Below are 24,049 nucleotides of genomic sequence, written 5' to 3'. Positions count from 1 at the left end.
AAGGCAGAAGCTGGCTTTAGTAGCTGCTTAAACCTCTATTTTTGATGTCAGTTAAATATGGGGGGATTACCAGAGTACTATGCTGTTAGTTTGAAGTGCCCCCGTAAGTGGGAAAGACCCCATTTTGATTCCTCTGTATTATCAAAGACTAATATCTTTCATATATATGTAAACTATAGCAGTTTTGATTATTAATAATAGAGAGGATTTCGTTGTCATTGATTGTTGTTTGTTATTTCTAAGTGCCCCATCAGTGCCCCTCAGAGGTCTTTAATTTTTTCGAACTACTCGTAACTACTTGATTTTATTGGTGGGCCCACTAGGACTTGAACCTAGGACCAACGGATTATGAGTCCGCTGCTCTAACCAACTGAGCTATGGGCCCGGGGAGTTTGAAATTGTAATCGCTTCGGGGAAAATACGCTAGAACAATTTCAATTTTTACGTGTTTTGCCCCCGCGCGGGTTAGGCGCAGGGGCTATTTTCTAGGTGTCATCGCCTTCTAAGAAGCTGCGGAGTTTTTCCGAGCGGGAGGGGTGGCGAAGTTTGCGCAGGGCTTTGGCTTCGATCTGGCGGATACGCTCGCGGGTAACGTCGAATTGTTTGCCGACTTCCTCTAAAGTGTGATCCGTGTTCATTTCGATACCGAAACGCATGCGTAAGACCTTGGCTTCACGCGGGGTTAAGGTTTCCAAAATTTCCAGCGTGGCTTCGCGTAGGCCGTCGGCGGTCGCTTTTTCAAGCGGCGAGACGATGTTGTTGTCTTCAATGAAATCGCCTAAGTGCGAATCTTCATCATCGCCCACTGGCGTTTCCATGGAGATGGGTTCCTTGGCAATTTTAAGAACCTTTCTCACCTTGTCTTCGCTTAAGTCCATTTTTACAGCCAATTCTTCTGGCGTGGCTTCGCGGCCGGTTTCCTGCAGAATCTGGCGGGAAATGCGGTTTAACTTGTTAATGGTCTCAATCATGTGCACCGGGATACGAATGGTGCGGGCCTGATCGGCAATCGAGCGGGTAATCGCCTGACGAATCCACCAGGTGGCATAAGTAGAGAACTTGTAACCGCGGCGGTATTCAAATTTATCCACGGCTTTCATCAAACCAATGTTCCCTTCCTGAATTAAATCGAGGAATTGCAAACCGCGGTTGGTGTATTTTTTGGCAATGGAAATAACCAGACGCAGGTTGGCTTCGACCATTTCTTTCTTGGCGCGGCGAGCTTTGGCTTCGCCAATGGACATCTTCTTGTTAATGTCTTTAATTTCACTGATGCCCAAGCCATATTCTTCTTCAAACGAGGCAAGTTTAGCCTGCAAGCGTTTAATTTCTTCGGCATTTTCCTCAATACGGGTCATATCGAGTTTTTTGCCCTGCTTGCTGATTAAATCATCCAGCCAGTTCATGTCGGTTTCCTGGCCGGGGAAGGTATCAATAAACAGCTTGCGGGGAATGCGCGCTTTCTCAATGCAAAGACGCATAATCGTGCGCTCAAACTCACGGATATGATTGCGCAATTGCCGGAAATGGCGTGTTAATTTGTCGACCTGACGGGACGTCAATTTCAGTTTCAGGAAGGAGTCGGACATGGCTTCCAGGTGCTCAAGCGTTTTGGCATTGGTTCGCCCTTTGCTGCGCAGGCTGGTCATGGCGGTCTCGTAGCAGGCACGCAAGTCATCAAAATAAATCTTCGCCTGTTCCGGATTTGGGCCATCGTCCGCTTCGCCAAGGCCGCCTTCGCCGTCTTCGCTTTCTTCGTCAAGGTCAACATCCACCGCTTCTTCAAGGATGGCTTCTTGCTGGGATTCATCCAGCATAGAGCCGATGCTCGAAGCAGGCGCTTCTTCTTCCAGATCGGCGAAACCGCTGATGATTTCGCTCAAGCGCATTTCTTCTACTTGAACACGATCGTAATCTTCAAGAACCAGTTGCACGGTCTCGGGGTAATGAGCCAGGGATTTAAGAACCTGGTAAATGCCTTCCTCAATGCGTTTGGCAATGCGGATTTCACCTTCACGGGTTAACAGTTCAACGGTTCCCATTTCCCGCATGTACATGCGTACAGGGTCGGTTGTACGGCCCGTTTCCTGGTCGACAGAGGCAAGCACCGCAGCGGCCTCTTCTACGTCCTCCGGCGCTTCTTCGGTATTGCCAAGCAGCGCGAGCTCATCTTCACTGGGAGGCAGTTCAAAGACCTTAATATTCATCCCTTCCAGCATGCTGATGATGACATCAAAGTGCTCGGTATCGACAATGTTGGGTAACAAGTCGTTAATCTGGGCATAGGTCAGATAATTCTGCTCCTTACCCAGGCTGATCACTCTGGTAATTTGCGAGCGCTGTTGTTCTTGATCGTTCATAGGCCTACTTATATCGCTTGATTTAAGATCTGCAAAAAAGGGTTAGATTATAAACCCGCCATCCTAATTAGGCTAGTCAATCATGTGTTATTTTTTATCACGCACTGGCTGATGGCGTTCCTTTAACATGGTTTGCAAGACTAGCTTTTCAGAAACAGTTAAGCCCTCTTTTCGTGATTTTGCAATGTATTGGGCAATTTTATTTTCGAAATTTTGTTTCTGTAAAAATTGTAGTATATCAATAAATTCACGTGAGAGGGCTTCCTGCGGGACCTGATGATCCCATCCCGCCAGCCGATTCAGTGAATCAAAAAAATCCGTTCCCCGCCAAAGCTCGATGAGGGCGGCGGTATTCATTGACGGCGACTGAGCCACCTGGTTTAACAATTGCTGCAGAATGTCCTGTCCCTCCCCATCCAGAACCACAGGGGGCATCTGGGATTTGACCTGCTGATAAATCTCGGGATTTTGCACCAGCAAGGCGATGGCGAGACGGATAGGGGAGCGGCTGATGGTTTTTTGACTAAGCGGCGCCTGCTCTTTCTTGTCTTCAAGCATTTGCATCAGGCGATGGTTTTCAATGTGAGTCAGCCGGGCCAGTTCATCAATGAGGATTTGTTTGTAAGGCCCATCCGTCATGGTCTGCAGATAGGGTTTAACTTTTTGAATTAACTGACTTTTGCCGGCACTGCGCCGCAAATCAATGCCAGCCATCAAGGTATCAAAGAAAAACTGACTCAAAGGCAGGGCTTGCTTAAGCCGCGCCTTGAACTGTTCAGGGCCTTCTTCACGAACCAGGCTGTCTGGATCATGGCCTTCCGGCAGAAAAATAAAGCTCGCATCAAGGCCTGAGTTAAGTTGCGACAAAGTGTTTTCCAGGGCGCGCCATGCAGCCTGGCGGCCGGCGTCATCGCCGTCAAAGCAAAAAACCAGTTGGCGTGCATGCTTGCTCAGTAATTGAATGTGGTAGGTGCTGGTGGCGGTGCCCAAGGCAGCGACGGCATTGTCAATCCCGTGCTGTGCCAGAACAATCACATCCATATATCCCTCGACAATGAGGATGATGTCCGGCGGGGTTTGGTTTTGCAAAATCTGATGCAACCCATAAAGTTCACGATTTTTTTGAAAAATAATGGTTTCAGGCGAATTTAAATATTTCGGTTTCTGCCCCGCTTCAATGGCACGGCCGCCAAAGCCGATGATGCGGCCATTTCGATCATGGATGGGAAACATGATGCGCTGCCGGTAGCGATCATAGGTACTGCCGTCATCTTTTTTGATTAACATCCCGGTTGTAATAAGATCCGCGCGGTGGCTTTTGAATTGGTATTCAAGCGCATGCCAGCCTGCCTGGGCAAACCCAAGCTGGTATTTTTTGGCAACTTCACCGGTTAAGCCTCGCTGGCGCAGGTATTGTATGGCCTCGGCGCTGCCTTTTAAATTGTGCTGATAGTAGTGGCTGACTTGAGAGAGAAGCTGATAAAGGCTTAATGATTGTTGCGTCTTGTCATGGTGATTGTCGCGCGGAACCTGCATGCCGACCCTGGCCGCCAGTGTCTCGACCGCTTCAATGAAATTCTGGTTTAAGTAATTCATGACAAAACTGATGGAATTGCCGCTGGCTCCGCAACCAAAGCAATGATAAAACTGCTTTTTGGCCACGACATTGAAGGAGGGGGTCTTTTCGTTATGGAACGGACAACAGGCAAGGTAGCTATTGCCTCGCTTTTTTAGAGGCACATAGCCATCGATAAGCTCGACAAGATCAGTGCGGCTTAGCAATTCATCAATGAATGGCTGTGGTATTAAGCCAGTCATGTCGAAGGGGCTAGCTTAGTTTCGTCTTGATTAAGGCGCTCACTTTACTCATATCGGCACGACCCTGCAATTGGGGTTTCAAGTGTGCCATAACCTTGCCCATGTCGCTCATCTTTTCGGCGTTAACTTCAGCGATGGCTGCGGAAACCAATTGATTCACTTCGTCTTCCGACAGGGGTTCAGGCAGGTATTGACCGATGAGATCAAGTTCGAACTGCTCTTGGGCGACTAAATCATGACGTCCGGCGGTGTTGAACTGGGCGATGGATTCTTTACGCTGCTTGGCCATTTTATCCAGAATAACCAGCATGCGCTCATCATCCACGATGATACGTTCGTCAACTTCCACCTGCTTGACAGCAGCAGTAATCAGGCGAAGCGCATCCAGTTTCATTTTATCTCTGGCACGCATCGCGTCTTTTAAATCATTACTTATGCGGTCTTTAATGCTCATCATTACTTACGTCTGTGTTTAAGACTGCGACGAGAACTGGTATCACGAGAAATTTTTTTCAGGTGACGTTTTACAGCAGCGGCTTGCTTGCGTTTACGCTCAGCCGTGGGCTTTTCGTAAAATTCACGACGGCGCAATTCGGTTAAAATTCCTGCTTTTTCACAGGAGCGCTTGAAACGACGCAGTGCGTATTCAGGATTTTCGCCTTCTTTCACACGAACGGTAGGCATTAATTAGTCCTCTGGTATAATTAAAAACAATAGGTTGGCAATTCTAGTGCCAGTTGTGGTGTTCGTCAAGTTAATTGAACTTATTTTGTCAAAGTTTAGGTATAATAGTGTTTTTTGGCGTGCAACAGGCTTTTGGGTATACTGCCGGGCCTGATTCACTGATTGTTTTGAGGTTTAAATGCTGGTTTTGGGAATAGAATCATCCTGTGATGAAACAGGCGTGGCCTTGTATGATGCCGACCGCGGTCTGGTTGCCCAGGCCCTGCATTCACAAATTGCCCTTCACCAGCAATACGGCGGGGTTGTGCCCGAATTAGCCTCTCGCGATCATATCAATCATTTAATTCCTCTCACTAACGAAGTGCTGCGCCAGGCCCAGGTTGATGCAGCGGCCATTGATGCAGTGGCTTACACGGCAGGACCCGGTTTGGTTGGCGCGCTGCTAACCGGGGCCTGTTTTGCCAAAAGTTTAGCCTTTAGTTTAAACCGCCCGGCTTTGGCCATTCATCATCTCGAGGCCCACCTGTTGGCGGCAATGCTCGATAGCCCCGAGTTGCAGTTCCCTTTCCTGGCTCTGCTCGTTTCAGGCGGACATACCCAATTGATTGAGGCGCGGGGACTGGGCGACTATTGTTTGTTAGGCGACACGCTGGACGATGCAGTCGGGGAGGCCTTTGATAAAACCGCCAAACTCATGGGGCTGCCTTACCCTGGCGGGGCGCAGTTGGCTAGTCTGGCTGATAAGGCCAATGTAGCCGAACAAACGCTTTTTGCACCGTTTCCCCGCCCGATGACAGACAGGCCGGGGCTTGATTTCAGTTTCAGCGGCCTTAAAACCCATGCCCTGATTTCCTGGCAGAACAGTTTAAAAAATTATGCGGCCCGGCAAGGCATTGCCCATGCCTTTCAGCAGGCGGTGATTGACACGCTGGTCATTAAATGCCGGCGCGCTGTCGAAAAAACGGCCGCGAGCCGGTTGGTCGTGGCCGGAGGCGTTGGGGCAAACAGGGCACTTCGTGCTGCGCTGGGGCATTTGATGCAGGGTGTGCAGGGAACGGTGCATTTTCCAAGACCTGAATATTGCACGGATAACGGGGCGATGGTGGCTTTTGCCGGGTTCCTGCATTGGCAAAAGCAGCACGCAGACAGCAGCCAGTCCATTGCAGTGAAAGCCCGCTGGCCGCTGACAGGGGAATAAGCCGTCTTATTTTTTGGTCTCTTTGTTTGGTTGTTTCTTGGGGGCTTTAGCACTTGTGGTCTTAGCCGTTGTTGCGTTGGCCGGTTTTTTCGCTTTGCTGACCCGGGTTGTTTTTTTAGGGTTACGGGTGTTTTTCTTTTCCGTTCCGTCTTTCGCTTTGGGCAGAGGCTTTTCTTGCTCCTCGATAAGTTCAACCGCTGTGACTTCCCCCTCAATTTCATCTTCACGGATAACGCGGGGTTGAGGGGGAGATAAAATTTCTTCTGTGACTGTCGGGTGTGCCTTGTCTTTAAACCGTATTTTTGGTTCTTCGCCGTCGATAAGGCGGGTGATATTATCGCGGTGCTGGTAAAGAACAAAAATAGTAATAAAAAACAGCGGCGGGATAATCTCGATATTGCCCATGGTCATGGCGGAATACAGCGGTGCCAGAATGATGGAAACAATAGACGCCAGGGAGGAATAGCGGGTGTAATGGGCGATGGCAAGCCAGGTAACGATCACCAGGACTCCGAGGATTAGATTTAAGCTCAGCAGGGCGCCCAAGGCTGTCGCCACGCCCTTGCCGCCACGAAACTGAAAAAAGATGGGATACATATGGCCCATGACGGCGGCAAAGGCGGCAAAGCCCATGGTCACCGGGCCTGCGTCAAGGAGGCGGGCCAGTAAAACGGGCAGTACGCCTTTTAACATATCGCCGACCAGCACAATGACAGCGTATTTTTTACCCGATAATCGCAAGACATTGGTGGCGCCCGGGTTTTTAGACCCTTCCATGCGGGGATCCGGGAGTGAGAACAGACGGCTGACAATCACGGCCGAGCAGAGCGAGCCGCATAAATAGGCGACAATGACAACAAACAGGAATAAAAAGAAACTGAGCATGTAACCTCCTGGCTGAGGAAAGACCTCATTATCAGCCAAAGCCAGGCAATTGTGAAGGGTTGCAAAACAGCGGTGGTGATTAGTCTTCGGGGAGAAACAAGGCTTGCAGGTTATCAGTATAGCGACGTCCCCGTTCAGTCACCTGCCAGTGTTCTGACTGTAAACAGATTAACCCCTTTGCCTCCGCTTGAAGTAATTTGGCTGTCAGGCCGTCGTCAGGCAAACCGGTTCTCTCTTTAAACAAAGTTCGGGGTATGGTTTGCTCAAGGCGGGTGGTATTGAGCATGAATTCAAATAACAGGGAGGCCGCATCGGTTGTTTCGGCGGCTGCCAAAAAAGCGTTGTCGGGATTAAGGTAGTCTTTGGGTTGACGGTACTTTCGGGTACGCACCACCTTGTAATCCGGCGATGTGAGTTTGCCGTGCGCACCGGCGCCAATGCCGAAATAATCGCCAAAAAGCCAGTAATTCAGATTATGGTGCGATGTTTTACCGGGTTGGCTGAACGCCGAAATTTCATAACGCTGAAACCAGTGTTGAGCCAGGAGCTCAAAGCCCTGTTCTTCCAAATCAGCGGTAATCTCCTCGTGGGGGAGAGGCGGCTGTTGTTTGTAAAATACTGTATTGGGTTCCAGGGTGAGTTGATACCAGGATAGGTGCTGCGGCTGATGGCTTAAGGCCGTTCGTAAATCGTCCAGTCCTTCGTTCAGGGTTTGCTCAGGCAGGCTGTGCATGATATCGAGATTAATGTTGTCAAAACCCGCGGCCCGTGCGCTGTCAATGGCGCGATGAGCCTGCGCGTCATCGTGGATGCGGCCCAAGCGTTTCAGGTGATGAGGATTAAAACTCTGAATGCCCAGTGACAACCGGTTAATGCCTGCCTGTCGGTAATCCTTGAAGCGTTGTTGTTCCACCGTGCCTGGATTGGCCTCCAGGGTAATTTCAATGCCGGGGCTAAAGTCGAGTAAATTCTGCACGTTCGTCAACAGGCGGTCGTAGGCTTTGCCGGATAACAGGCTGGGAGTGCCGCCGCCGATAAAAATGCTGTGGATTTGAGTGCGCTGGTGTCTGGCGATGTCGGCCTTTAAATCCGCAATCAGGGCGCTGACGTACTCGTCCTCAGGCAGGGTGGTTGGGCTCTTGTGCGAATTAAAATCACAATAGGGGCATTTGCGGATACACCAGGGAACGTGAATATACAACGACGTCGGTAACATGAACTAAAATCAGGCTGGCTTGTTGGAATGGGCAATAGTATCATGATAACGGTTTTGTCACAAAAAGACGCGGTACTCATTGAGGATAGTCAGGTAGACGGGATGCGAGAAAAACCGGTTTGCAAGAAAAAAACGGTCATTGCCAAATCCAACTTGTTCACGGTTGAGCAATTGCAGTTGCATTTTTCCAATGGTGCCCAACGCGTCTATGAGCGTATCCGCAGCCATGGACATGGTGCAGTGCTGGTGGTTGCATTGACGGCCAGTGAGTCTATACTGCTCGTTCGTGAATACGCAGCCGGTATCGATAGTTACGAACTGGCTTTTCCCAAAGGATTGATTGAACAGGGTGAATCAGTAACCGAGGCTGCAAATCGTGAACTGCAGGAAGAGGTGGGTTTTGCGGCCAGGCAAATCGACTGGATCCGGTCAATGACCTTGGCGCCCGGTTATTTTGGTGCTCGACTTGATTTGGTTTTAGCCAGAGGCTTGTACCCTTCCCGATTAAAAGGGGATGAGCCAGAACCGCTTGATGTCATCGAATGGCCGTTAAGCGCGAGCGACGACCTGTTATTGAGGCCCGATTTTTCTGAAGCACGGAGCATTGCCGCGCTTTTATTGGTTAAAAAATGGTTAAATGAGGAAAAAAATAATGAATAAAGTTACCGTCGCTGTTACAGGCGCTGCCGGCCAGATTGGCTATGCCTTACTGTTTCGCATTGCCTCCGGGCAAATGTTTGGCCCAAACACCAAAGTCAAATTGCATTTGCTCGAGTTAGAGCAGGCCCTGCCTGCATTGGAAGGGGTCGCCATGGAACTGGATGACTGTGCTTTTCCTTTATTGGACAGCATCGTCTGCACCTCCGATTTGAATAAGGCCATGAGCGGGGTGAACTGGGCTTTGTTAGTGGGCTCTGTACCGCGTAAACAGGGCATGGAGCGTTCGGATTTGTTAAAAATTAACGGCGGTATCTTTACGCAGCAAGGTCAGGCCATTAACAATAATGCAGCCGATGATGTCCGGGTCTTTGTCGTGGGTAATCCCTGCAACACCAATTGCCTGATTGCCAAAAACAGCGCCAAAGACATTCCTGCCGACCGATTCTTCGCCATGACGACGCTCGATGAATTGCGTGCCCGTACCCAGTTGGCCAAAAAAGCGGGTGTGGATATTACCGCCGTGACAGAGATGACTATCTGGGGAAATCATTCATCCACGCAGTATCCTGATTTTTACAATGCCAAGATCAATGGTCAATCCGCAGCCAGTGTGATTCACGACGAAACCTGGTTAAAAGAAACATTCGTGAGCACTGTCCAGCAACGCGGCGCAGCGATTTTAAAAGCGCGCGGCCTGTCTTCTGCCGCCTCGGCAGCCAATGCGGTCATTCGCGGGGTTAACAACCTGCTCAATGACACGCCGGCCAATGAATCGTTCTCCATGTGCCTAAGCTCCAATGGCGAATACGGTGTCGATAAGGGCTTGATTTTCTCCTACCCCTGCCGCCGCACCAATGGCCGTCTGGAAGTCATTGAAGGTTTGCCCATGAATGACTTCAGCCAGGGTAAATTCCATGCCACGCTGGACGAGTTGCGTCAGGAACGCGATGCGGTCATCGAGTTGGGTTTACTGGATTAACCGCTATTCATCCAGGGCTGGGCTTACCCAGCCCGCCCTTATTCGACCTGAATGCCAAAGGGCACATACAATTCTCGTCCGTTAATTTTTACCTGGGCGAACAATTTAATAAATCCCGCTTTTTCAGCCTCAAGATGAAACTCAAGCAGCGGCCCGCCACGATCGGTAGGCTTGGTTGGTTCTTTACCCATGGGGTGAATATGAATCACTGTCTTGAAATCATCATCAAAGCCAACGAGATGAGCAAAGGCGCCCATAACCGGCTCAAGGGCAGTGACGGGCTTGCCCTGGCTGTTGGTGATCATGATTTTTCCCATGGCAGCTTCGCCGGCATGCACCGATGTTGGGTTAAAGGATAAGGCAAAATGAAACCCGTCGACGGTGGATTCAGCAAAGGCTTTGCGATGGATAACGGCCGGTTTATCGCTTGTCCTCATGAGCGGGGTGAGCAGGTAGGCATGCTGGTTGTCTTTGTTTAAGGTGATGTCCGCCCACAGGTTGTAATTGCCCGGGTTGTTTTGAGGTTGCCAATGGAACTCATAAACGCCGGGCTCCTGAGTCGGGTGGCTGTGCACATGGCTGTAATCGTTGAGGTTCTGGTCAATGATAAGCAAATGAATGCGGCGGGTATGGACGGTCTTTAATTCATCCAATAAGACAGGTTTTCCCGTTTTCTGGTTAACGAGCTTAAAGAATACGTTTTGATGATTACCCTGGGCTACGGTTTTTACAAGGGTCAATTTGATGTGGTCAGACAAGGTATCCGAGGCTGGTGAGGCGGAAAAGGTGTTGGACCACGTGAGGCAGGCCACGAAAAAGAGCATCAGACGGTTCATTATGCATCCTTGGGTGTAAAGGTGGCTCAATTATAGGGGGTTGCTTCTCAAAAGCCAGGATAATGTATTGCGGGCTATATTTTCTGCCAACGCAGGCGCAAGGCATTGGCGATGACCGACACGGAACTTAATGACATGGCTGCCGCAGCAATCATGAGGTTTAGCAATACCCCGTAAAAGGGGTAAAGAATACCGGCCGCAACAGGCACACCCGCCAGGTTGTAAACAAAAGCAAAAAACAGATTTTGACGGATATTCCTCATGGTCAGGGTGGACAGGCGGCGGGCTTTGACGATGCCTTGCAAATCGCCATGAAGCAGGGTCATGCCCGCGCTTTCAATGGCAATGTCGCTGCCGGTGCCCATGGCGATACCAATGTCAGCCTCCGCCAGGGCCGGGGCGTCATTGATGCCATCGCCGGCCATGGCGACCCGATACCCCTTCGCCTTCAAGGCCATGATATGGCGGTGTTTTTCTTCAGGGAGCACATCGGCGATGATGTCATCAATGCCAAGTTGCTGACCTACATACTGGGCGGTCGCCTGATTATCACCGGTCAGCATGACCACATGGAGTTTTGAGGCCTTTAATTGCTGAATGGCGGCTGCGGTTGTCTCTTTGATTGTATCCTGAATGACGAAAAGGCTTGCCAATTGCTGATCAATGGCCATGAACAGCACCGATGCGCCCTGGCTTTGCCATGCAGTGGCCTGAGACGCCAGTTTTTTCACATCAATAGACAGGTTTTCCATGAGTTTTTGATTGCCAAGCGCAATTAAGTTGTTGTCAATAAGACCGGTGATGCCGCACCCGGGATGGGCCTGAAAATGACTGCCGGATGGCAGGGCCAGATGATGACGCGCCGCAGCCGCGGTAAAGGCTTTGGCCAGTGGGTGTTCGCTGTGGGTTTCAAGCGCCGCAGCATAGCTTAATAATTCTTTATCCGGTCGATTTAAACTGATAACCTGGGTTAAGGATGGTTTCCCTTCGGTTAATGTGCCGGTTTTATCGACGACGAGTGCCGTGATTTTTTCCATGGTTTCGAGCGCTTCGGCGTTTTTAATTAAAATTCCCTGCCCGGCGCCTTGGCCTATCCCCACCATAATCGACATGGGTGTGGCCAAGCCCAGGGCGCAGGGGCAGGCGATAATCAACACGGCAATACCGACTGTCAGGGCATAGCTTAAGCTGGGTTCAGGTCCTAAAAATAACCAGATATCAAAGGACAGGATGGCAATCGTCATGACGATGGGTACAAACCAGGATGACACGCTATCGGCTAAACGCTGCACCGGTGCGCGGCTGCGCTGCGCTTCGGCGACCAGTTTTATCATGCGCGACAGCAAGGTGTTATTCCCTACCTGCCGGGCTTTCATCAGGAAACTACCGGTTTGATTGAGTGTGGCGCCAATGACCTCGTCACCGCTTGCCTTACTCACAGGCAAGGGCTCACCGGTCAGCATGGATTCATCCACGTCGCTTTGGCCTTCAACAATGATTCCGTCGACCGGGATTTTTTCCCCGGGTTTAACGCGCAGCAAATCATCCGCTTCAACCGCGTCCAGGGTAAGATCCTCTTCATGCCCCGAGGCATCAATGCGGTGGGCGATGGTTGGCGATAAGTCCAGAAGCGCTTTGATGGCGCCGCCTGTTTTTTCGCGGGCTTTCAATTCAAGAATCTGACCTAGCAACACCAGCGTGACAATGACTGCCGCTGCTTCAAAATACACCGGAGGAAAGCCTGTAGTGCTTTTAAGCTCGCCTGGAAACAGGCCAGGCAAAAGAGTAGCGATGAGGCTGTAGAACCAGGCGGTACCGGTTCCAATCGCTATCAGCGTGAACATGTTCATATGGCCGGTTCGCAACGATTGCCAACCCCGGTAAAAAAAAGGCCAGCCGCTCCACAGGACTACGGGTGTGCTGAATAGCAGTTGCAGACCGATGGTTATCGGTATGGCAATGAGGTGATAAAAAAAGTGCTCTCCCATGGCCAGCACAAAGACCGGCAGGGTAAGGATGAGTGCCACGATGAATCGGCGGCGCATGTCCAGGTATTCAGGATTTTCCGGAGCCTCGTGGGTGATGACATCCGCTTCCAGGGCCATGCCGCATAAGGGGCAGACGCCGGGAGTCTCCTGCCTGACCTCAGGATGCATGGGGCAAATGTATATGATTTGGCCATGTAAAGGCTGTTTTGAAGCTGTTGCGGCTGGGTGGGCATGATGGCAACAGGATGCCGGGCCCGTTTCTGGCTTGGCTTGGTGTGACGGTTGCTGGTCGTTCTCCATAGGCTTATCCCTTTTGCCAAATCATAGTGCAGGTTCATTCTCAGTTTAGCGATGATTAAGTCATGAAATCAATCAGGAGAATTAACCGTATCAATTCGAAAGGGCATGGATTTTAGCCGCAGCAGCTAACGCCTCGGGTGATTTCTGCGGCAGGAATGCTTCAGATTTGACAATGGCTTGCAGGGATTCAGCATCGACTGCTTCACTGAAATAAAAGCCCTGACCATACTTGCAACCCATGGATTTAAGTATGGTGTAATGCTGCATTGTCTCAATGCCTTCCGCAACCACGTTAAGGTTCAAGGCGCCGGCGAGCTTAATCATGGCATCGACAATGCTGCGTTTTTTGCTGTCTTCATTCAGGCTTAAAATAAAGGATTTGTCTATTTTTACCTCATTGATGGGTAATTCCGTCAGATAAATAAAGGAGGAGTACCCAGTGCCGAAATCATCAATGGATATTTTAATCCCCAGGGCCGCCAGGCGGTTAATCACTTCAATGGCGCGGGTTCGGTCGGTCAGATAAAAACTTTCAATCAATTCCACTTTCAAGAGGTTGGCAGGAAACTCATAAATACTGAGTAGGCTCTCCAGCGTGTAGGGCAGCTCAATATCAATGACGTCAATGGCGGAGAGGTTAATGGATAACTCGATGTCTACGCCGTTTTTGCGCCATTTGCTGGCACTGTCTATGGCTTGTTTTAAAACATAATGACTTAACGATTTAATGAGGCCCGTTCGCTCGGCCACAGGAATAAATTTCTCCGCGTTCATCATGCCAAAGGTGGGGTGCGACCAACGCAGCAGGGCTTCACAGCCTTTAATTTTACCAGTGGCGAGTTCCACTTTCGGTTGGAAATAGATTAATAATTGCTCGCTTTCAATAGCCTTTTTTAATTCACTCATCAAAATCAGCTTATTGGGACATTCCCGCTCCATGAAGGATTCGTAAACCACAAATTCCTTGTTGTTCTGCTTGGCGTGATAAATGGCGATATTGGCGCGTTGCATGAGGGTATCTTCATCCTTGCCGTGATCAGGATAAAAGGTCACGCCGACGGTGGCCGTGACATCGATGGCCACGCTGTCTAAGACAAAATTAATGGCTAAGGCTTTCTGCAATTTCTTAACGATGGCGTAAATGTCTTTTTCGGCTTCAATGTGGGGGTGGAGGATGGCAAATTCGTCGCCGCCCAAGCGCGCCAAGGTCATGGGGTCGTCGGTGGTGCATTTTAGGCGCTGTGAAAATTGTTTAAGTAATCTATCCGCATTATAACTGCCGAAACCGGCATTCAATTCTTTAAAATTATTGATATTAATCAGAATTACCGCAAGCTTGCCCTCACGGCCGCGCATCGCGCTTAACGCTTGATTGAGCCGGTCAACAAAGAGGACGCGGTTTGGTAAGTCGGTCAGGGAGTCGTGGCTTGACTCATGTTGGGCCCTTAACGCCAGTTCGGACGTCTGCATGCGCAGTTCGTTGGTCTGATCCACCACCATTGCCCCGGCGGTGTAGGACATTACCGAGCTTAGGGATTGGCCCCAGAACATAAACACAAGGGGGGTCAAGTCGAGAATAATCAAGGCGATGTTGCTTTTCTGAGCAAGAATGATGCCTTCCAGTGAAATGCCGCCGGTCATTTGATAGGAGACCGCGAGGGTTGCTGAGAAAATAGCGATAACAGAAATGCAAAGCCCCAAAATTGCATACCCGCTCACTTTGCTTTTTAACAGACGAGCATTGTTCTCGAGGCTAAACTTAATGTTATCCATTGAATTGCTCTTGATTCACTTATGTTAATATTTAGTTGATGAATAAGTAAACTGCAATGAAAAGTGTAATAAAATTTACCGTTTTGAACGGTATGTTACCTAAAGTCAGGCGTGATGACTCATCCCTGAGCAAGGAATCTCAAGCGGAAAAAGAGGGGGTGGGGTTATCGGAGTCGTCGAAATGCACATTGAGATAACAGGGATTATCGGGAAAGATTTGCCCGCTGCTGAGCTGTTCTTCCAATGTAGGAAGCGGTAGAAAATGACCTTTTCTATGGCTGGATTCGATTTTCTTAAGCTCTAAAATATCTGCCGTGCGGGTTTCATGGCATTCGTTCATGTAGTTAACAAGGCGGGTTTGCTGCTGTTTATTCAAGTGGTGCCGGCTAAAAACGGCTTTCATTTCAGCGACGAATTGATTAATTAAATTGGCATACTGGGTGAAACAATTTGATAAACCATTGTAAGCTTGAGGAGTATAACCCTGCATCAAATACGATTTGATTTGGATATAGCTCGTGACGATGGTTTCGTTCCAAAATGAGTCAAATGCCGAAATCAATTGTTCAAATTCTTCATCAATCATACAAATTGCCTTTTATAAAAGCAGGCCATTATAACGATAGAAAAAAATAAATCAATTGAGTAATTATTAGAACAGTGCTCTCCCGGCTTTTAGCAGGAGAGCGTCAGAGATTAACTTAAGGTGGCTTTTGTTTCTACTTCATAGCCTTTTAACGCCGTATCAATGGCCAGTCTGACATCGCGGTAATTCTCGTTAATCCAATCGTCACTGGTTGTTTTATTGATGATATCAATCAAATGCTCCAGGCTTTCGATGCACTGAATGATTTGTTCCTGGGGTATTTCGCTGAATTTTTTAATGCTGAATTGCTCGAGTAAAATTTCACCCAGGGCACTATCGGTTTTATTTTCGCCGTGAGGGCCATAAATTTTAATCAACTCGATCATGAGCATGCCGGACAAGGCTTTTTTTAAGTAAGTGACGATTTGTTGATAGTCCACATTGTAGTAGTCATAATCGAGTTTGTAGTAATTGCTTTTATTAGCCTCTACCCAGGAAGCCAGATTTTCAATGAATTCCGCGTCCTGTTCCCTATCCGGGTTTTTGGTTGCCGAGCGAAACATGCTGAAATAACGCTCGCTGTCTTTGCTTTGGCGTCTTTTTTTGTAATCTTCAGCCAAGTTATTGAGTTGCTTCAATAAATCCTTCAGGTGTTTAGGTAATGTAAAGCCCATCTTAATCTCCATTTAATGAGGGTTTTTGCCATATCAATTAATAACAAAAAAAAATGGAGGACGCAGCAAATTTTTTACGACGGATGCTGTTGTTAATGCCTGAAATGACGACTTCCTGTAAAAATCATAGCCAGGTTGGCGGTATTGGCCGCATCAATCACCCCTTGATCACGCAGCGAGCCGCCAGGCTGGATAATGGCGGAAATGCCGGCTTTAGCGGCAATCTCGATGTTGTCGGCAAAGGGAATGAAGGCATCTGACGCCATGACTGCACCTTTTAGGGAAAAACCCGCTTGTTCGGCCTGCCATGCGGCAATGCGCGTACTCATGACCCGGCTGGTTTGACCAGCGCCAATGCCGACGGTGGCTTGTTCTTTGGCAAAAACAATGGCATTGGATTTCACGTATTTAACGGCTCGCCAGGCGAACAGTAAATCCCTGATTTGATCAGGCGCAGGCTGCTTGTGCGTCACCACCTGCAATTCATCCGGGTTAATGATGCGTTGATCACTGTCTTGCACGAGCAAACCGCCGCTGATGCTGCGCAAGCTGAGCTCTGGGGCAGGATGATGGCTAAACAGGCCGGTGGCGAGTACCCTTAAATTGGGTTTCGCAAGCAAGACGCTCTGAGCCTGTTCACTAAAAGCCGGAGCGATAAGGACTTCGGCGAATTGATTGTCAATAACACCGCGAGCCGTTTCCTCATCCACGCATTGATTAAACGCCAAAATACCGCCAAAGCTTGAGGTGGGATCGGTTTCAAACGCGCGTTGATAGGCTTTGATTAAAGTCTCTCTGACCGCAATGCCGCAGGGGTTGCCATGTTTGACTATCACACAGGCGGGGATAGTCACATCCATTGCTTTGACACAGTCCAAAGCCGCATCAGCATCAAGAAGATTATTATAGGACAGCGGCTTGCCCTGCAGAAGCATTGCTTTCGCCAACGAATCGCTGGCGGCTTGCCTGTTGGCATAAAAAGCAGCTTGCTGGTGCGGGTTTTCACCGTAGCGCAAATCATAACATTGCTGAAACTGGGTACTGAAAACCGCAGGGAAGGGCGTGGTCTTTTTCGCATCATCCAGACTGTTCAGATAGTTGCTGACGGCCCCATCATAGGCTGCCGTGTGAGCAAAAGCCTTTTTAGCCAGGGTCAGGCGCCAATCGGCAGGCATTTTTTTAAGGGTTAGATACTGTTCAAGCGCGGTGTAATCCTCAGGCGACACGAGGACTGCGACATGATCATGGTTTTTGGCGGCGGCACGAATCATGGTTGGTCCGCCAATGTCGATATGGGCAATGGCGTCATCAAACGTACAATACGATTGGCTGACTGTCTGTTCAAAGGGATAGAGATTAACGATCACCAAATCAATGGGGGTAATACCCTGGGCATTCAACACGGCCTTATCCTGCTCGCCCCGTGCGAGCAGGGCGGCGTGAATGGCTGGATGCAGGGTTTTGACGCGGCCGTCCATAATTTCCGGAAAACCGGTGCGTTCACTGACTTCGGTGACGGCAAGGCCCGCAGACTTTAAGCCGGCGGCGGTGTTGCCGGTGGCGATGATTTCGATGCCATGTGCGATTAAAAGCTGCCCCAGTTCAATGATGCCCCGCTTGTCAGAAACGCTTAACAAGGCCCGGCGGGGAGAAAAAGTCAATTCAGTCATGGCATCCTCCAGGAAAATCAACGGCGTTTAAAAATCAATAAAGACCACCCATCCAGCGTATGACTGCCGTCGTGTGCAAAGTTATCGTCATAATGTTGCAGTAATTGAGGCACCTGCTCGGTCAGAAGACCGGAAACAACCAATTGCCCCCCCGGCTTTAACAGCGTTTTAAAGCGTTCGTTTAACGCCATTAACGGAGCGAGTAAAATATTGGCAATGAGCAGATCAGCTCCGGGCTTTAAGGCATCCGGAAAACCGACCGACAATCGCTTGCAAGTCATTTGATTGGTGTCGGCATTGTTGCGGGTCGCGATCAGGGCCTGTTCATCAATATCAACCGCCTGAACGGAATCGGCGCCCAATTTGAGAGCCGCTAAAGCCAGAATGCCTGACCCGCAGCCGTAATCAATCACCGACTGCCCGGTTAAATCAGCCGCGTCAAGCCAGCTTAAACAAAGCGAGGTGGTTGGGTGAGTGCCGGTGCCAAAGGCAAGGCCTGGATCAAGAATCAGATTAACGGCATCAGGTTGTGGCGGTTCAATCCAGGAGGGGCAAATCCACAGACGCTCACCAAACCGCTGCGGTTTGAAGTCATCCATCCATACCCGTTCCCAATCTTTTTCCGGCAAGGTGTCAAGGGTAAACCGCAGGTGCGGATAATGAGGAGCAAGGGTTTGGCGGGCTTCGGCAGCAGTTTCTTCTTCGGTATACAAGGCTTGAATCACAATATCCGGCCAGAGCGGGGTGGTCCCGGGTTCGGGTTCGAGGACCGGGCTGTCGTGCTTATCGGTGAATGTAACCGATACGGCGCCTAAGCCCTCCAGCGCGTCACTTAAGGCTTCGGCTTCGTCAGGTCGACAGATTTCAATTTGTAATTGATACCACACAGCCTTATTCCTTCAGCATTTTTTCAAGGTAATGGATATTGGTCCCGCCTTCCATAAAGGCCTTGTCGCGCATAATACGCTGGTGCAATTCAATGTTGGTTTTAATCCCTTCAATGATGATTTCATCGAGGGCATTGCGCATTCTGGCAAAGGCGACTTCGCGAGTCTCACCGTAACTGATCAATTTGCCAATCATGGAATCGTAATTGGGCGGAACGGTATAGCTGCTGTAAAGGTGCGAATCAAAGCGAATGCCGGGACCGCCAGGTTGATGCAGCAGACGGATAGTACCTGGACTGGGCATGAAATTTTTGGGATCTTCGGCATTAATACGGCATTCGATGGCGTGGCCGCGCAATTGAATGTCTTCCTGCTTTAAAGTAAAGGGCAGATCGCTTGCAATTTTGATTTGTTCTTTAATCAAGTCAATGCCGGTGATCATTTCTGTAACCGGATGTTCCACCTGAATACGGGTGTTCATTTCGATGAAATAGAAACAACCGTCCTGGTATAAAAATTCAAAGGTACCCGCACCGCGGTATTCCAAATCGCGGCAAGCCTTGACCACGCACTCACCGATTTCACGGCGTAATTCAGGCGTAATGCCGGGTGCCGGTGCTTCTTCCACGACTTTTTGATGGCGCCGCTGCATGGAACAATCGCGTTCGCCCAAATAAATGGCGTTGCCCTTGCCGTCGCCTAAGACCTGAAACTCCACATGGCGTGGGTTTTCCAGGAATTTTTCCATGTAAACCACCGGGTTATTGAAGGCAGCTTTTGCTTCACTACGGGTTAAGGCAATGGCATTGAGCAGGTTGGATTCGCTGTGAACCACGCGCATGCCACGACCGCCACCGCCTCCGGCGGCTTTAATAATGACGGGGTAGCCAATTTGACGGCCGAGCGCCAGGTTGTGCTCATCGTCATCTCCCAACGGGCCATCGGAACCGGGAACGCAGGGCACGCCGGCTTTTTTCATGGCGGCAATGGCGGACACTTTATCCCCCATCAGGCGGATGGTGTCGCCGCGCGGGCCGATAAAACGAAAGCCGCTTTGCTCGACAATATCGGCAAAATCGGCATTTTCGGAAAGAAAGCCATAGCCTGGGTGGATGGCCACCGCGTCGGTGATTTCTGCGGCGGAAATAATGGCTGGGATATTCAGATAGCTTTTCTGCGAATTGGCAGGGCCGATACAAACGGTTTCATCGGCCAGACGCACATGCAGCAGATCTTTATCGACATCGGAATGCACGGCGACGGTCTGAATCCCCAATTCCTTACAGGCCCGCAAAATGCGAAGCGCAATTTCACCGCGGTTGGCGATTACAATTTTACTGAGCATCACACCCCCCTCATTCAATAACAAACAGGGGTTGATCGTATTCAATCGGATCGCCGTTCCCCGCGAGAATGGCGGTAATAGTACCCGCCTTGTCTGCTTCAATTTCATTAAACATTTTCATGGCCTCGATGATGCACAGCGTATCGCCGGCTTTGACTTTCTGGCCCACTTTTACGAAAGGCTGGGCGTCAGGCGAGGGGGAGGTGTACAGGGTGCCAACCATCGGTGAACGGACCTTGTGACCGTTGACTGTCCCGGCTTCAGGCTCACTTGCAGCCGAAGCTTCGCGCGCTGCCGGTGCGGCAGCAGGGGCCTGCATGGGCACGGGCTGGGGCGCGTAGCGTACGGGCTGTGCGGTTTCCACCACATGGCTGTGTCGGCTTAGGCGAACAGATTCCTCGCCTTCTTTAATCTCAATTTCTGAAATACCGGTTTCGTCGAGTAATTCGATTAATTTCTTGATTTTACGGATATCCATGGATAACTCTCTAAATTAATTAAGACCATTCTTCGATGATTGCTTGAAGCGCCAGGTTATACCCTTTGGTTCCCAGCCCGCTGATGACCCCCCGGGCAATATCCGACAGGTAGGAATGGTGTCGAAACGATTCCCGGGCATAGATATTGCTGATGTGGACTTCGATAAACGGGATGGGCACGGAACTCAAGGCATCGCGAATGGCAATGCTTGTGTGGGTAAAGGCTGCCGCATTGACAATCAAATAATCAATTCCATCCTCGGCGGCTTTATGGATGAGGTCGATAAACTGACCTTCCGCGTTGGTCTGCCTGCAGGTTAAATGAATATTGGCTGCCTGAGCCTGGTCTTCCAGCGACTCATCCAATTCGGACAAGGTGGATACCCCATAAATGGAGGGTTCACGGGAACCAAGCCGATTTAAATTAGGTCCGTGCAGCACAAGAATTTTTTTCATAGTCACCCGGATGGATAAAAAGATCAGGGATTCTGCCTGATCTTTGCAATAATGTCTATATTTAAGATGATATCGGCATGATGTCGGCAAGTTCTCCTCCAGTTTTTTAGTCGATGAAGAAAGAACCCGGGGAATTTCCAGGCCAAACTTCTGTCGGGGTTTTCTCTATGCTATGGTTGATAAAGCGATGTTATAAACGAGGGAATGTTGTATGGCCACCACCCATATTACCGATGTGACGCTGCGTGACGCCCATCAGTGTTTAATTGCTACGCGCCTGCGCACCGAAGACATGCTGCCTGTTTGTAAAAAAATGGATGAGGTCGGTTTTTGGGCCATGGAAGTCTGGGGCGGCGCGACTTTTGATGCCTGTCTGCGTTTTTTAAAGGAAGATCCCTGGCAGCGCCTGCGCCTGTTGCGCAAAGCCTTACCCAATACCCCCTTGTCCATGTTGTTGCGCGGCCAGAATTTATTAGGCTATCGCCATTATGCCGATGACGTGGTGAGCGCGTTCATTGGTCTTGCGGCTAATAACGGCATCGATGTTTTCCGCGTTTTCGATGCCTTAAACGACGTTCGTAATCTTCGCGTGCCGATAGCCTGCGTGAAAATGCATAAAAAACATGCCCAGGGTGCGATTTGTTATACAACCAGTCCGGTGCATACGCTGACCAGTTTTGTGGATATGGGCAAGGCCTTAGCCGATTTAGGTTGTGATAGTCTGGCCATTAAGGACATGGCCGGTTTGTTGACGCCTCAGGCGACCGTTGAATTGTTCACGGCACTTCGTAAAGCCACCGATCTGCCGGTCCATTTGCATACTCATGCTACGTCCGGATTAGCCGCCATTTGCCATTATCAAGCCGTTTTGGCTGGCTGTGAGCACATTGACACGGCGATTTCTTCATTTTCCGGGGGCGCTTCCCATCCGGCGGCTGAACCCCTGGTGGCGGCATTGGCGGGAACGGCATTTGATACAGGTCTGGATTTAAATTTACTATTGGAGATTGGAGATTATTTCCACGACGTTCGCAAAAAATACCAGCAATTTGAAAGCGAGGCGCGGGATATAGACCCCCGTGTTCAGCTGTATCAGGTCCCTGGCGGGATGATTTCCAATCTTTACAGCCAACTTAAGGAGCAACAGGCCTTAGACAGAATGGCCGACGTTCACCAGGAAATTCCACGGGTAAGAAAAGATTTGGGTTACCCGCCGCTGGTGACGCCAACGTCCCAGATTGTCGGTACCCAGGCTGTCCTGAATGTGTTGACTGGGGAACGCTATAAAACCATCACCAACGAAGTAAAATTATACTGTCAGGGCAAATACGGTGCACCTCCCGGCAAAATCAACGCCAAGTTACGTAAAAAGGCCATCGGCCAGACGGAGGTAATCGATGTGCGCCCGGCGGATTTAATTCCCAATGAATTGGCAAGACTTCGCCGTGAAATCGGCGATTTGGCCCTGACTGAGGAAGATGTTTTATCCTTTGCCATGTTCCCTGAAATTGGCCGCCAATTTCTTAAAGAAAGGCAAGACAACGCCCTGACGCCTGAACGTTTGCTTGGTTCGGATGCATCCCAAAACAATGAATTGTCCGAATTCGATATTATTCTCCATGGCGAAAATTACCATGTCAAAGTAGCGGGTTACGGCACACCGGCGCGTGGTCAGCAATCCTGTTTTCTCTGGGTGGATGGTGTCCCTGAAGAGGTGATTATTCAACACGACGACAGGGAAGAAAAAGAGCCGGCCGCTATTAAAAGAGCAGCCGCTCCAGGCGACATCAAAGTGGCGATGCCGGGTACAATTGTCAGTATTCAGGTGGCAGTCGGCGATAAAGTGAAAGCCGGCCAGGCCCTGTTTGTATTGGAAGCGATGAAAATGGAAACCGAAATTCAGGCGCCGTTTGCCGGCACAGTGGCGGCGGTGTGGTGCGCCAAAGGCGACAAGGTGACCCCGGCAGATACGTTAATGGAGCTTCATCAACAGGCTTAACCGGTCTGCTTCGTCCCGGCTTTAAGGGCTCGTTCGCGCACCCCTTGCCAGACAGGGGTGTCCGGTGGAAGTTCCATGACAAGAATGGGTTCATGGGCTTCATCGGCTTGCCGAAGCTGAAAATAAAGCTCATAAGCCAGCACATGCGGGTCGGCAGGCAATTGATAGCCGGTTTGCTCCGAGAACAGGGTATCCTTATGAAACGAAAGGACATACACCTCATCCCTGTGTTCGTTTAAAAATCTGGTCATGATCGATAAATCGTCAAAACAATACAGCGGCTTTTGCGGTTGATAATGATGCGCCAGCCGTCCCGGGGCGCGCAGCGTGCTGTCCTCTTTCAATTCTTTTCCGGGCAGCAGGGCAGCCAGCATGGCTTCATCGACCATGCCGTGGCGTAAAATCTGGTAACCCTGAGGGTGAGTTGCCGCAACAATGGTGGATTCAATGCCCACCGTGCAGCGGCCGCCATCGAGAATGAGTAACGAAGCATCGGGAAAACTTTGCTGCACGTGCTCAGCCGTCGTCGGGCTAATCTTGCCGAATGGATTGGCTGAAGGCGCGACCAGGGGCTCGCCCAAGGCTGTTAATACTTGCTGGATAACCGGATGCCTGGGGCAACGGATGGCGATCGTGGTTTGGCCGCCATTAACCAGTGGATGAACGTTGTGCGGATGGCTGGGTAAAACCAGCGTCAAGGGGCCTGGCCAGAAATGGTCAATCAGAATTTTGGCATAATTCGGGAGACGGGATGTCCAGGTCGACAAATCCCAGTGCTCGGCCACGTGCATGATGAGCGGATGATTGAGCGGACGATTTTTCAAACTAAATATCCGGCGTATAGCCTGTTCATTCTCCGCACTTGCGGCCAGCCCGTAGACGGTTTCAGTTGGAACAGCAACAAGCTCTCCCTGGCGAAGGCGTGTAACAGCTAATTCAATATCGCGAGTAATCGTGCTCATAATCTCATGTTCAATTGGCGTATGCCCAGTTTCCTCTCTGGTAGCCGCATAGTAGCACAATCGAGGCATGGACTCCAAAAAATAATGAAAAACATTCTTACCATTAGTATAAAAAATTGGCGTTTTGTGGCCTGAGCAGGCGGACAAGGCCGGGTAAGTAAGAATTACCTGATCAAAAAATGAAGATTTTAAAAATAAAAAAATTATGGTAGCTTGACCGATACCAATTGGGATTTAATGTCGAGTTTTTAGTAATAGTCGGATTCAAAGAAACAGGCTGCTCAAAAATCGAAT

General features: G+C 49.9%; 21 protein-coding genes and 1 tRNA gene. 4 read left to right on the top strand and 18 right to left on the bottom strand.

All coding sequences use genetic code 11. The features are described 5' to 3' along the window. Positions 1-308: 308 nt before the first annotated feature. The 5 genes from Lery_RS06790 to rpsU form a co-directional block, all read right to left on the bottom strand. Positions 309-385 (bottom strand) — tRNA-Ile (locus Lery_RS06790). Between the two features lie 100 nt (positions 386-485). Next, positions 486-2,360: an RNA polymerase sigma factor RpoD gene (gene rpoD / locus Lery_RS06785; RefSeq protein WP_058526487.1), complete on the bottom strand. Its 1,875-nt coding sequence runs from the start codon at positions 2,358-2,360 to the stop codon at positions 486-488. Positions 2,361-2,447: 87 nt separating this feature from the next. Next, positions 2,448-4,178 (bottom strand): DNA primase, encoded by a 1,731-nt coding sequence (gene dnaG, locus Lery_RS06780; RefSeq protein WP_058526486.1) that lies wholly within the window; start codon positions 4,176-4,178, stop codon positions 2,448-2,450. Positions 4,179-4,188: 10 nt separating this feature from the next. Next, the gene (locus tag Lery_RS06775) at positions 4,189-4,632 is read right to left on the bottom strand and encodes a GatB/YqeY domain-containing protein (protein WP_058526514.1); all 444 of its coding nucleotides are present in this window, start codon (positions 4,630-4,632) and stop codon (positions 4,189-4,191) included. 2 nt (positions 4,633-4,634) lie between these two features. After that, complete coding sequence (gene rpsU, locus Lery_RS06770) at positions 4,635-4,862, bottom strand: 30S ribosomal protein S21 (RefSeq protein WP_058496738.1); 228 nt, start codon at positions 4,860-4,862, stop codon at positions 4,635-4,637. A 178-nt stretch (positions 4,863-5,040) separates the two neighbouring features. Here rpsU and tsaD point away from each other — a divergent pair, with 178 nt between their 5' ends. Beyond that, complete coding sequence (gene tsaD, locus Lery_RS06765) at positions 5,041-6,060, top strand: tRNA (adenosine(37)-N6)-threonylcarbamoyltransferase complex transferase subunit TsaD (RefSeq protein WP_058526485.1); 1,020 nt, start codon at positions 5,041-5,043, stop codon at positions 6,058-6,060. Between the two features lie 6 nt (positions 6,061-6,066). On the opposite strand, the gene plsY is transcribed toward tsaD, so the two are convergent. Both plsY and hemW read right to left on the bottom strand, forming a co-directional pair. Further along, positions 6,067-6,945, bottom strand: coding sequence for a glycerol-3-phosphate 1-O-acyltransferase PlsY (gene plsY, locus Lery_RS06760; protein ID WP_058526484.1), 879 nt, complete (start codon positions 6,943-6,945; stop codon positions 6,067-6,069). A 79-nt stretch (positions 6,946-7,024) separates the two neighbouring features. After that, positions 7,025-8,161 carry a radical SAM family heme chaperone HemW gene (hemW, locus tag Lery_RS06755; protein WP_058526483.1) on the bottom strand — a complete coding sequence of 379 codons (1,137 nt, stop codon included), beginning with the start codon at positions 8,159-8,161 and terminating at the stop codon, positions 7,025-7,027. A gap of 27 nt (positions 8,162-8,188) precedes the next feature. Here hemW and nudE point away from each other — a divergent pair, with 27 nt between their 5' ends. Further along, positions 8,189-8,821: an ADP compounds hydrolase NudE gene (gene nudE / locus Lery_RS06750; RefSeq protein ID WP_420324144.1), complete on the top strand. Its 633-nt coding sequence runs from the start codon at positions 8,189-8,191 to the stop codon at positions 8,819-8,821. After that, complete coding sequence (locus Lery_RS06745) at positions 8,811-9,800, top strand: malate dehydrogenase (protein WP_058526512.1); 990 nt, start codon at positions 8,811-8,813, stop codon at positions 9,798-9,800. The genes nudE and Lery_RS06745 overlap by 11 nt, the downstream gene beginning before the upstream one ends. A 38-nt stretch (positions 9,801-9,838) precedes the next feature. Here the strand turns inward: Lery_RS06745 and Lery_RS06740 are convergent, their stop codons facing one another. From Lery_RS06740 to aroQ, 10 genes are all read right to left on the bottom strand, one after another. After that, positions 9,839-10,636, bottom strand: a complete 798-nt coding sequence (locus Lery_RS06740) for a hypothetical protein (RefSeq protein ID WP_058526482.1) — start codon at positions 10,634-10,636, stop codon at positions 9,839-9,841. A 74-nt stretch (positions 10,637-10,710) separates the two neighbouring features. Beyond that, the gene (locus Lery_RS06735; protein WP_058526481.1) at positions 10,711-12,924 is read right to left on the bottom strand and encodes a copper-transporting P-type ATPase; all 2,214 of its coding nucleotides are present in this window, start codon (positions 12,922-12,924) and stop codon (positions 10,711-10,713) included. Positions 12,925-13,014: 90 nt separating this feature from the next. After that, on the bottom strand, positions 13,015-14,697 hold the full coding sequence (locus tag Lery_RS06730) for a putative bifunctional diguanylate cyclase/phosphodiesterase (protein WP_058526480.1): 1,683 nt from the start codon (positions 14,695-14,697) through the stop codon (positions 13,015-13,017). 139 nt (positions 14,698-14,836) lie between these two features. After that, positions 14,837-15,283, bottom strand: a complete 447-nt coding sequence (locus Lery_RS06725; RefSeq protein ID WP_058526479.1) for a hypothetical protein — start codon at positions 15,281-15,283, stop codon at positions 14,837-14,839. 110 nt (positions 15,284-15,393) lie between these two features. Further along, the gene (locus Lery_RS06720; protein WP_058526478.1) at positions 15,394-15,957 is read right to left on the bottom strand and encodes a hypothetical protein; all 564 of its coding nucleotides are present in this window, start codon (positions 15,955-15,957) and stop codon (positions 15,394-15,396) included. Between the two features lie 92 nt (positions 15,958-16,049). After that, positions 16,050-17,627: a bifunctional phosphoribosylaminoimidazolecarboxamide formyltransferase/IMP cyclohydrolase gene (gene purH / locus Lery_RS06715; protein WP_058526511.1), complete on the bottom strand. Its 1,578-nt coding sequence runs from the start codon at positions 17,625-17,627 to the stop codon at positions 16,050-16,052. Between the two features lie 17 nt (positions 17,628-17,644). Further along, complete coding sequence (gene prmA, locus Lery_RS06710; RefSeq protein ID WP_058526477.1) at positions 17,645-18,514, bottom strand: 50S ribosomal protein L11 methyltransferase; 870 nt, start codon at positions 18,512-18,514, stop codon at positions 17,645-17,647. Positions 18,515-18,518: 4 nt separating this feature from the next. Then, positions 18,519-19,859 (bottom strand): acetyl-CoA carboxylase biotin carboxylase subunit, encoded by a 1,341-nt coding sequence (gene accC / locus Lery_RS06705; protein ID WP_058526476.1) that lies wholly within the window; start codon positions 19,857-19,859, stop codon positions 18,519-18,521. A gap of 10 nt (positions 19,860-19,869) precedes the next feature. Next, positions 19,870-20,337 carry an acetyl-CoA carboxylase biotin carboxyl carrier protein gene (accB, locus tag Lery_RS06700; protein WP_058526475.1) on the bottom strand — a complete coding sequence of 156 codons (468 nt, stop codon included), beginning with the start codon at positions 20,335-20,337 and terminating at the stop codon, positions 19,870-19,872. Positions 20,338-20,356: 19 nt separating this feature from the next. Next, positions 20,357-20,794, bottom strand: a complete 438-nt coding sequence (gene aroQ, locus Lery_RS06695; protein WP_058526474.1) for a type II 3-dehydroquinate dehydratase — start codon at positions 20,792-20,794, stop codon at positions 20,357-20,359. 211 nt (positions 20,795-21,005) lie between these two features. Here aroQ and oadA point away from each other — a divergent pair, with 211 nt between their 5' ends. Further along, entirely contained in the window at positions 21,006-22,793 is a 1,788-nt protein-coding gene (gene oadA / locus Lery_RS06690; protein WP_058526473.1) for a sodium-extruding oxaloacetate decarboxylase subunit alpha, read from the top strand. Here oadA and Lery_RS06685 read toward each other — a convergent pair. After that, the gene (locus Lery_RS06685; protein ID WP_058526472.1) at positions 22,790-23,755 is read right to left on the bottom strand and encodes an L-threonylcarbamoyladenylate synthase; all 966 of its coding nucleotides are present in this window, start codon (positions 23,753-23,755) and stop codon (positions 22,790-22,792) included. The genes oadA and Lery_RS06685 overlap by 4 nt on opposite strands. Positions 23,756-24,049: the final 294 nt, after the last annotated feature.

Source organism: Legionella erythra, from assembly GCF_001467615.1.
GTDB lineage: Bacteria > Pseudomonadota > Gammaproteobacteria > Legionellales > Legionellaceae > Legionella_C > Legionella_C erythra.
This window is presented reverse-complemented; position numbering and strand designations above follow the sequence as displayed.

Coding starts and splice junctions, on each gene's coding strand:
- accB (WP_058526475.1), bottom strand. CDS start 20,337: ATGGATATCCGTAAAATCAAGAAATTAATCGAATTACTCGACGAAACC.
- nudE (WP_420324144.1), top strand. CDS start 8,189: ATGGGCAATAGTATCATGATAACGGTTTTGTCACAAAAAGACGCGGTA.
- Lery_RS06775 (WP_058526514.1), bottom strand. CDS start 4,632: ATGAGCATTAAAGACCGCATAAGTAATGATTTAAAAGACGCGATGCGT.
- Lery_RS06685 (WP_058526472.1), bottom strand. CDS start 23,755: ATGAGCACGATTACTCGCGATATTGAATTAGCTGTTACACGCCTTCGC.
- rpoD (WP_058526487.1), bottom strand. CDS start 2,360: ATGAACGATCAAGAACAACAGCGCTCGCAAATTACCAGAGTGATCAGC.
- Lery_RS06735 (WP_058526481.1), bottom strand. CDS start 12,924: ATGGAGAACGACCAGCAACCGTCACACCAAGCCAAGCCAGAAACGGGC.
- oadA (WP_058526473.1), top strand. CDS start 21,006: ATGGCCACCACCCATATTACCGATGTGACGCTGCGTGACGCCCATCAG.
- Lery_RS06730 (WP_058526480.1), bottom strand. CDS start 14,697: ATGGATAACATTAAGTTTAGCCTCGAGAACAATGCTCGTCTGTTAAAA.
- purH (WP_058526511.1), bottom strand. CDS start 17,627: ATGACTGAATTGACTTTTTCTCCCCGCCGGGCCTTGTTAAGCGTTTCT.
- aroQ (WP_058526474.1), bottom strand. CDS start 20,794: ATGAAAAAAATTCTTGTGCTGCACGGACCTAATTTAAATCGGCTTGGT.
- Lery_RS06725 (WP_058526479.1), bottom strand. CDS start 15,283: ATGATTGATGAAGAATTTGAACAATTGATTTCGGCATTTGACTCATTT.
- dnaG (WP_058526486.1), bottom strand. CDS start 4,178: ATGACTGGCTTAATACCACAGCCATTCATTGATGAATTGCTAAGCCGC.
- accC (WP_058526476.1), bottom strand. CDS start 19,859: ATGCTCAGTAAAATTGTAATCGCCAACCGCGGTGAAATTGCGCTTCGC.
- rpsU (WP_058496738.1), bottom strand. CDS start 4,862: ATGCCTACCGTTCGTGTGAAAGAAGGCGAAAATCCTGAATACGCACTG.
- hemW (WP_058526483.1), bottom strand. CDS start 8,161: ATGTTACCGACGTCGTTGTATATTCACGTTCCCTGGTGTATCCGCAAA.
- Lery_RS06740 (WP_058526482.1), bottom strand. CDS start 10,636: ATGAACCGTCTGATGCTCTTTTTCGTGGCCTGCCTCACGTGGTCCAAC.
- Lery_RS06720 (WP_058526478.1), bottom strand. CDS start 15,957: ATGGGCTTTACATTACCTAAACACCTGAAGGATTTATTGAAGCAACTC.
- plsY (WP_058526484.1), bottom strand. CDS start 6,945: ATGCTCAGTTTCTTTTTATTCCTGTTTGTTGTCATTGTCGCCTATTTA.
- tsaD (WP_058526485.1), top strand. CDS start 5,041: ATGCTGGTTTTGGGAATAGAATCATCCTGTGATGAAACAGGCGTGGCC.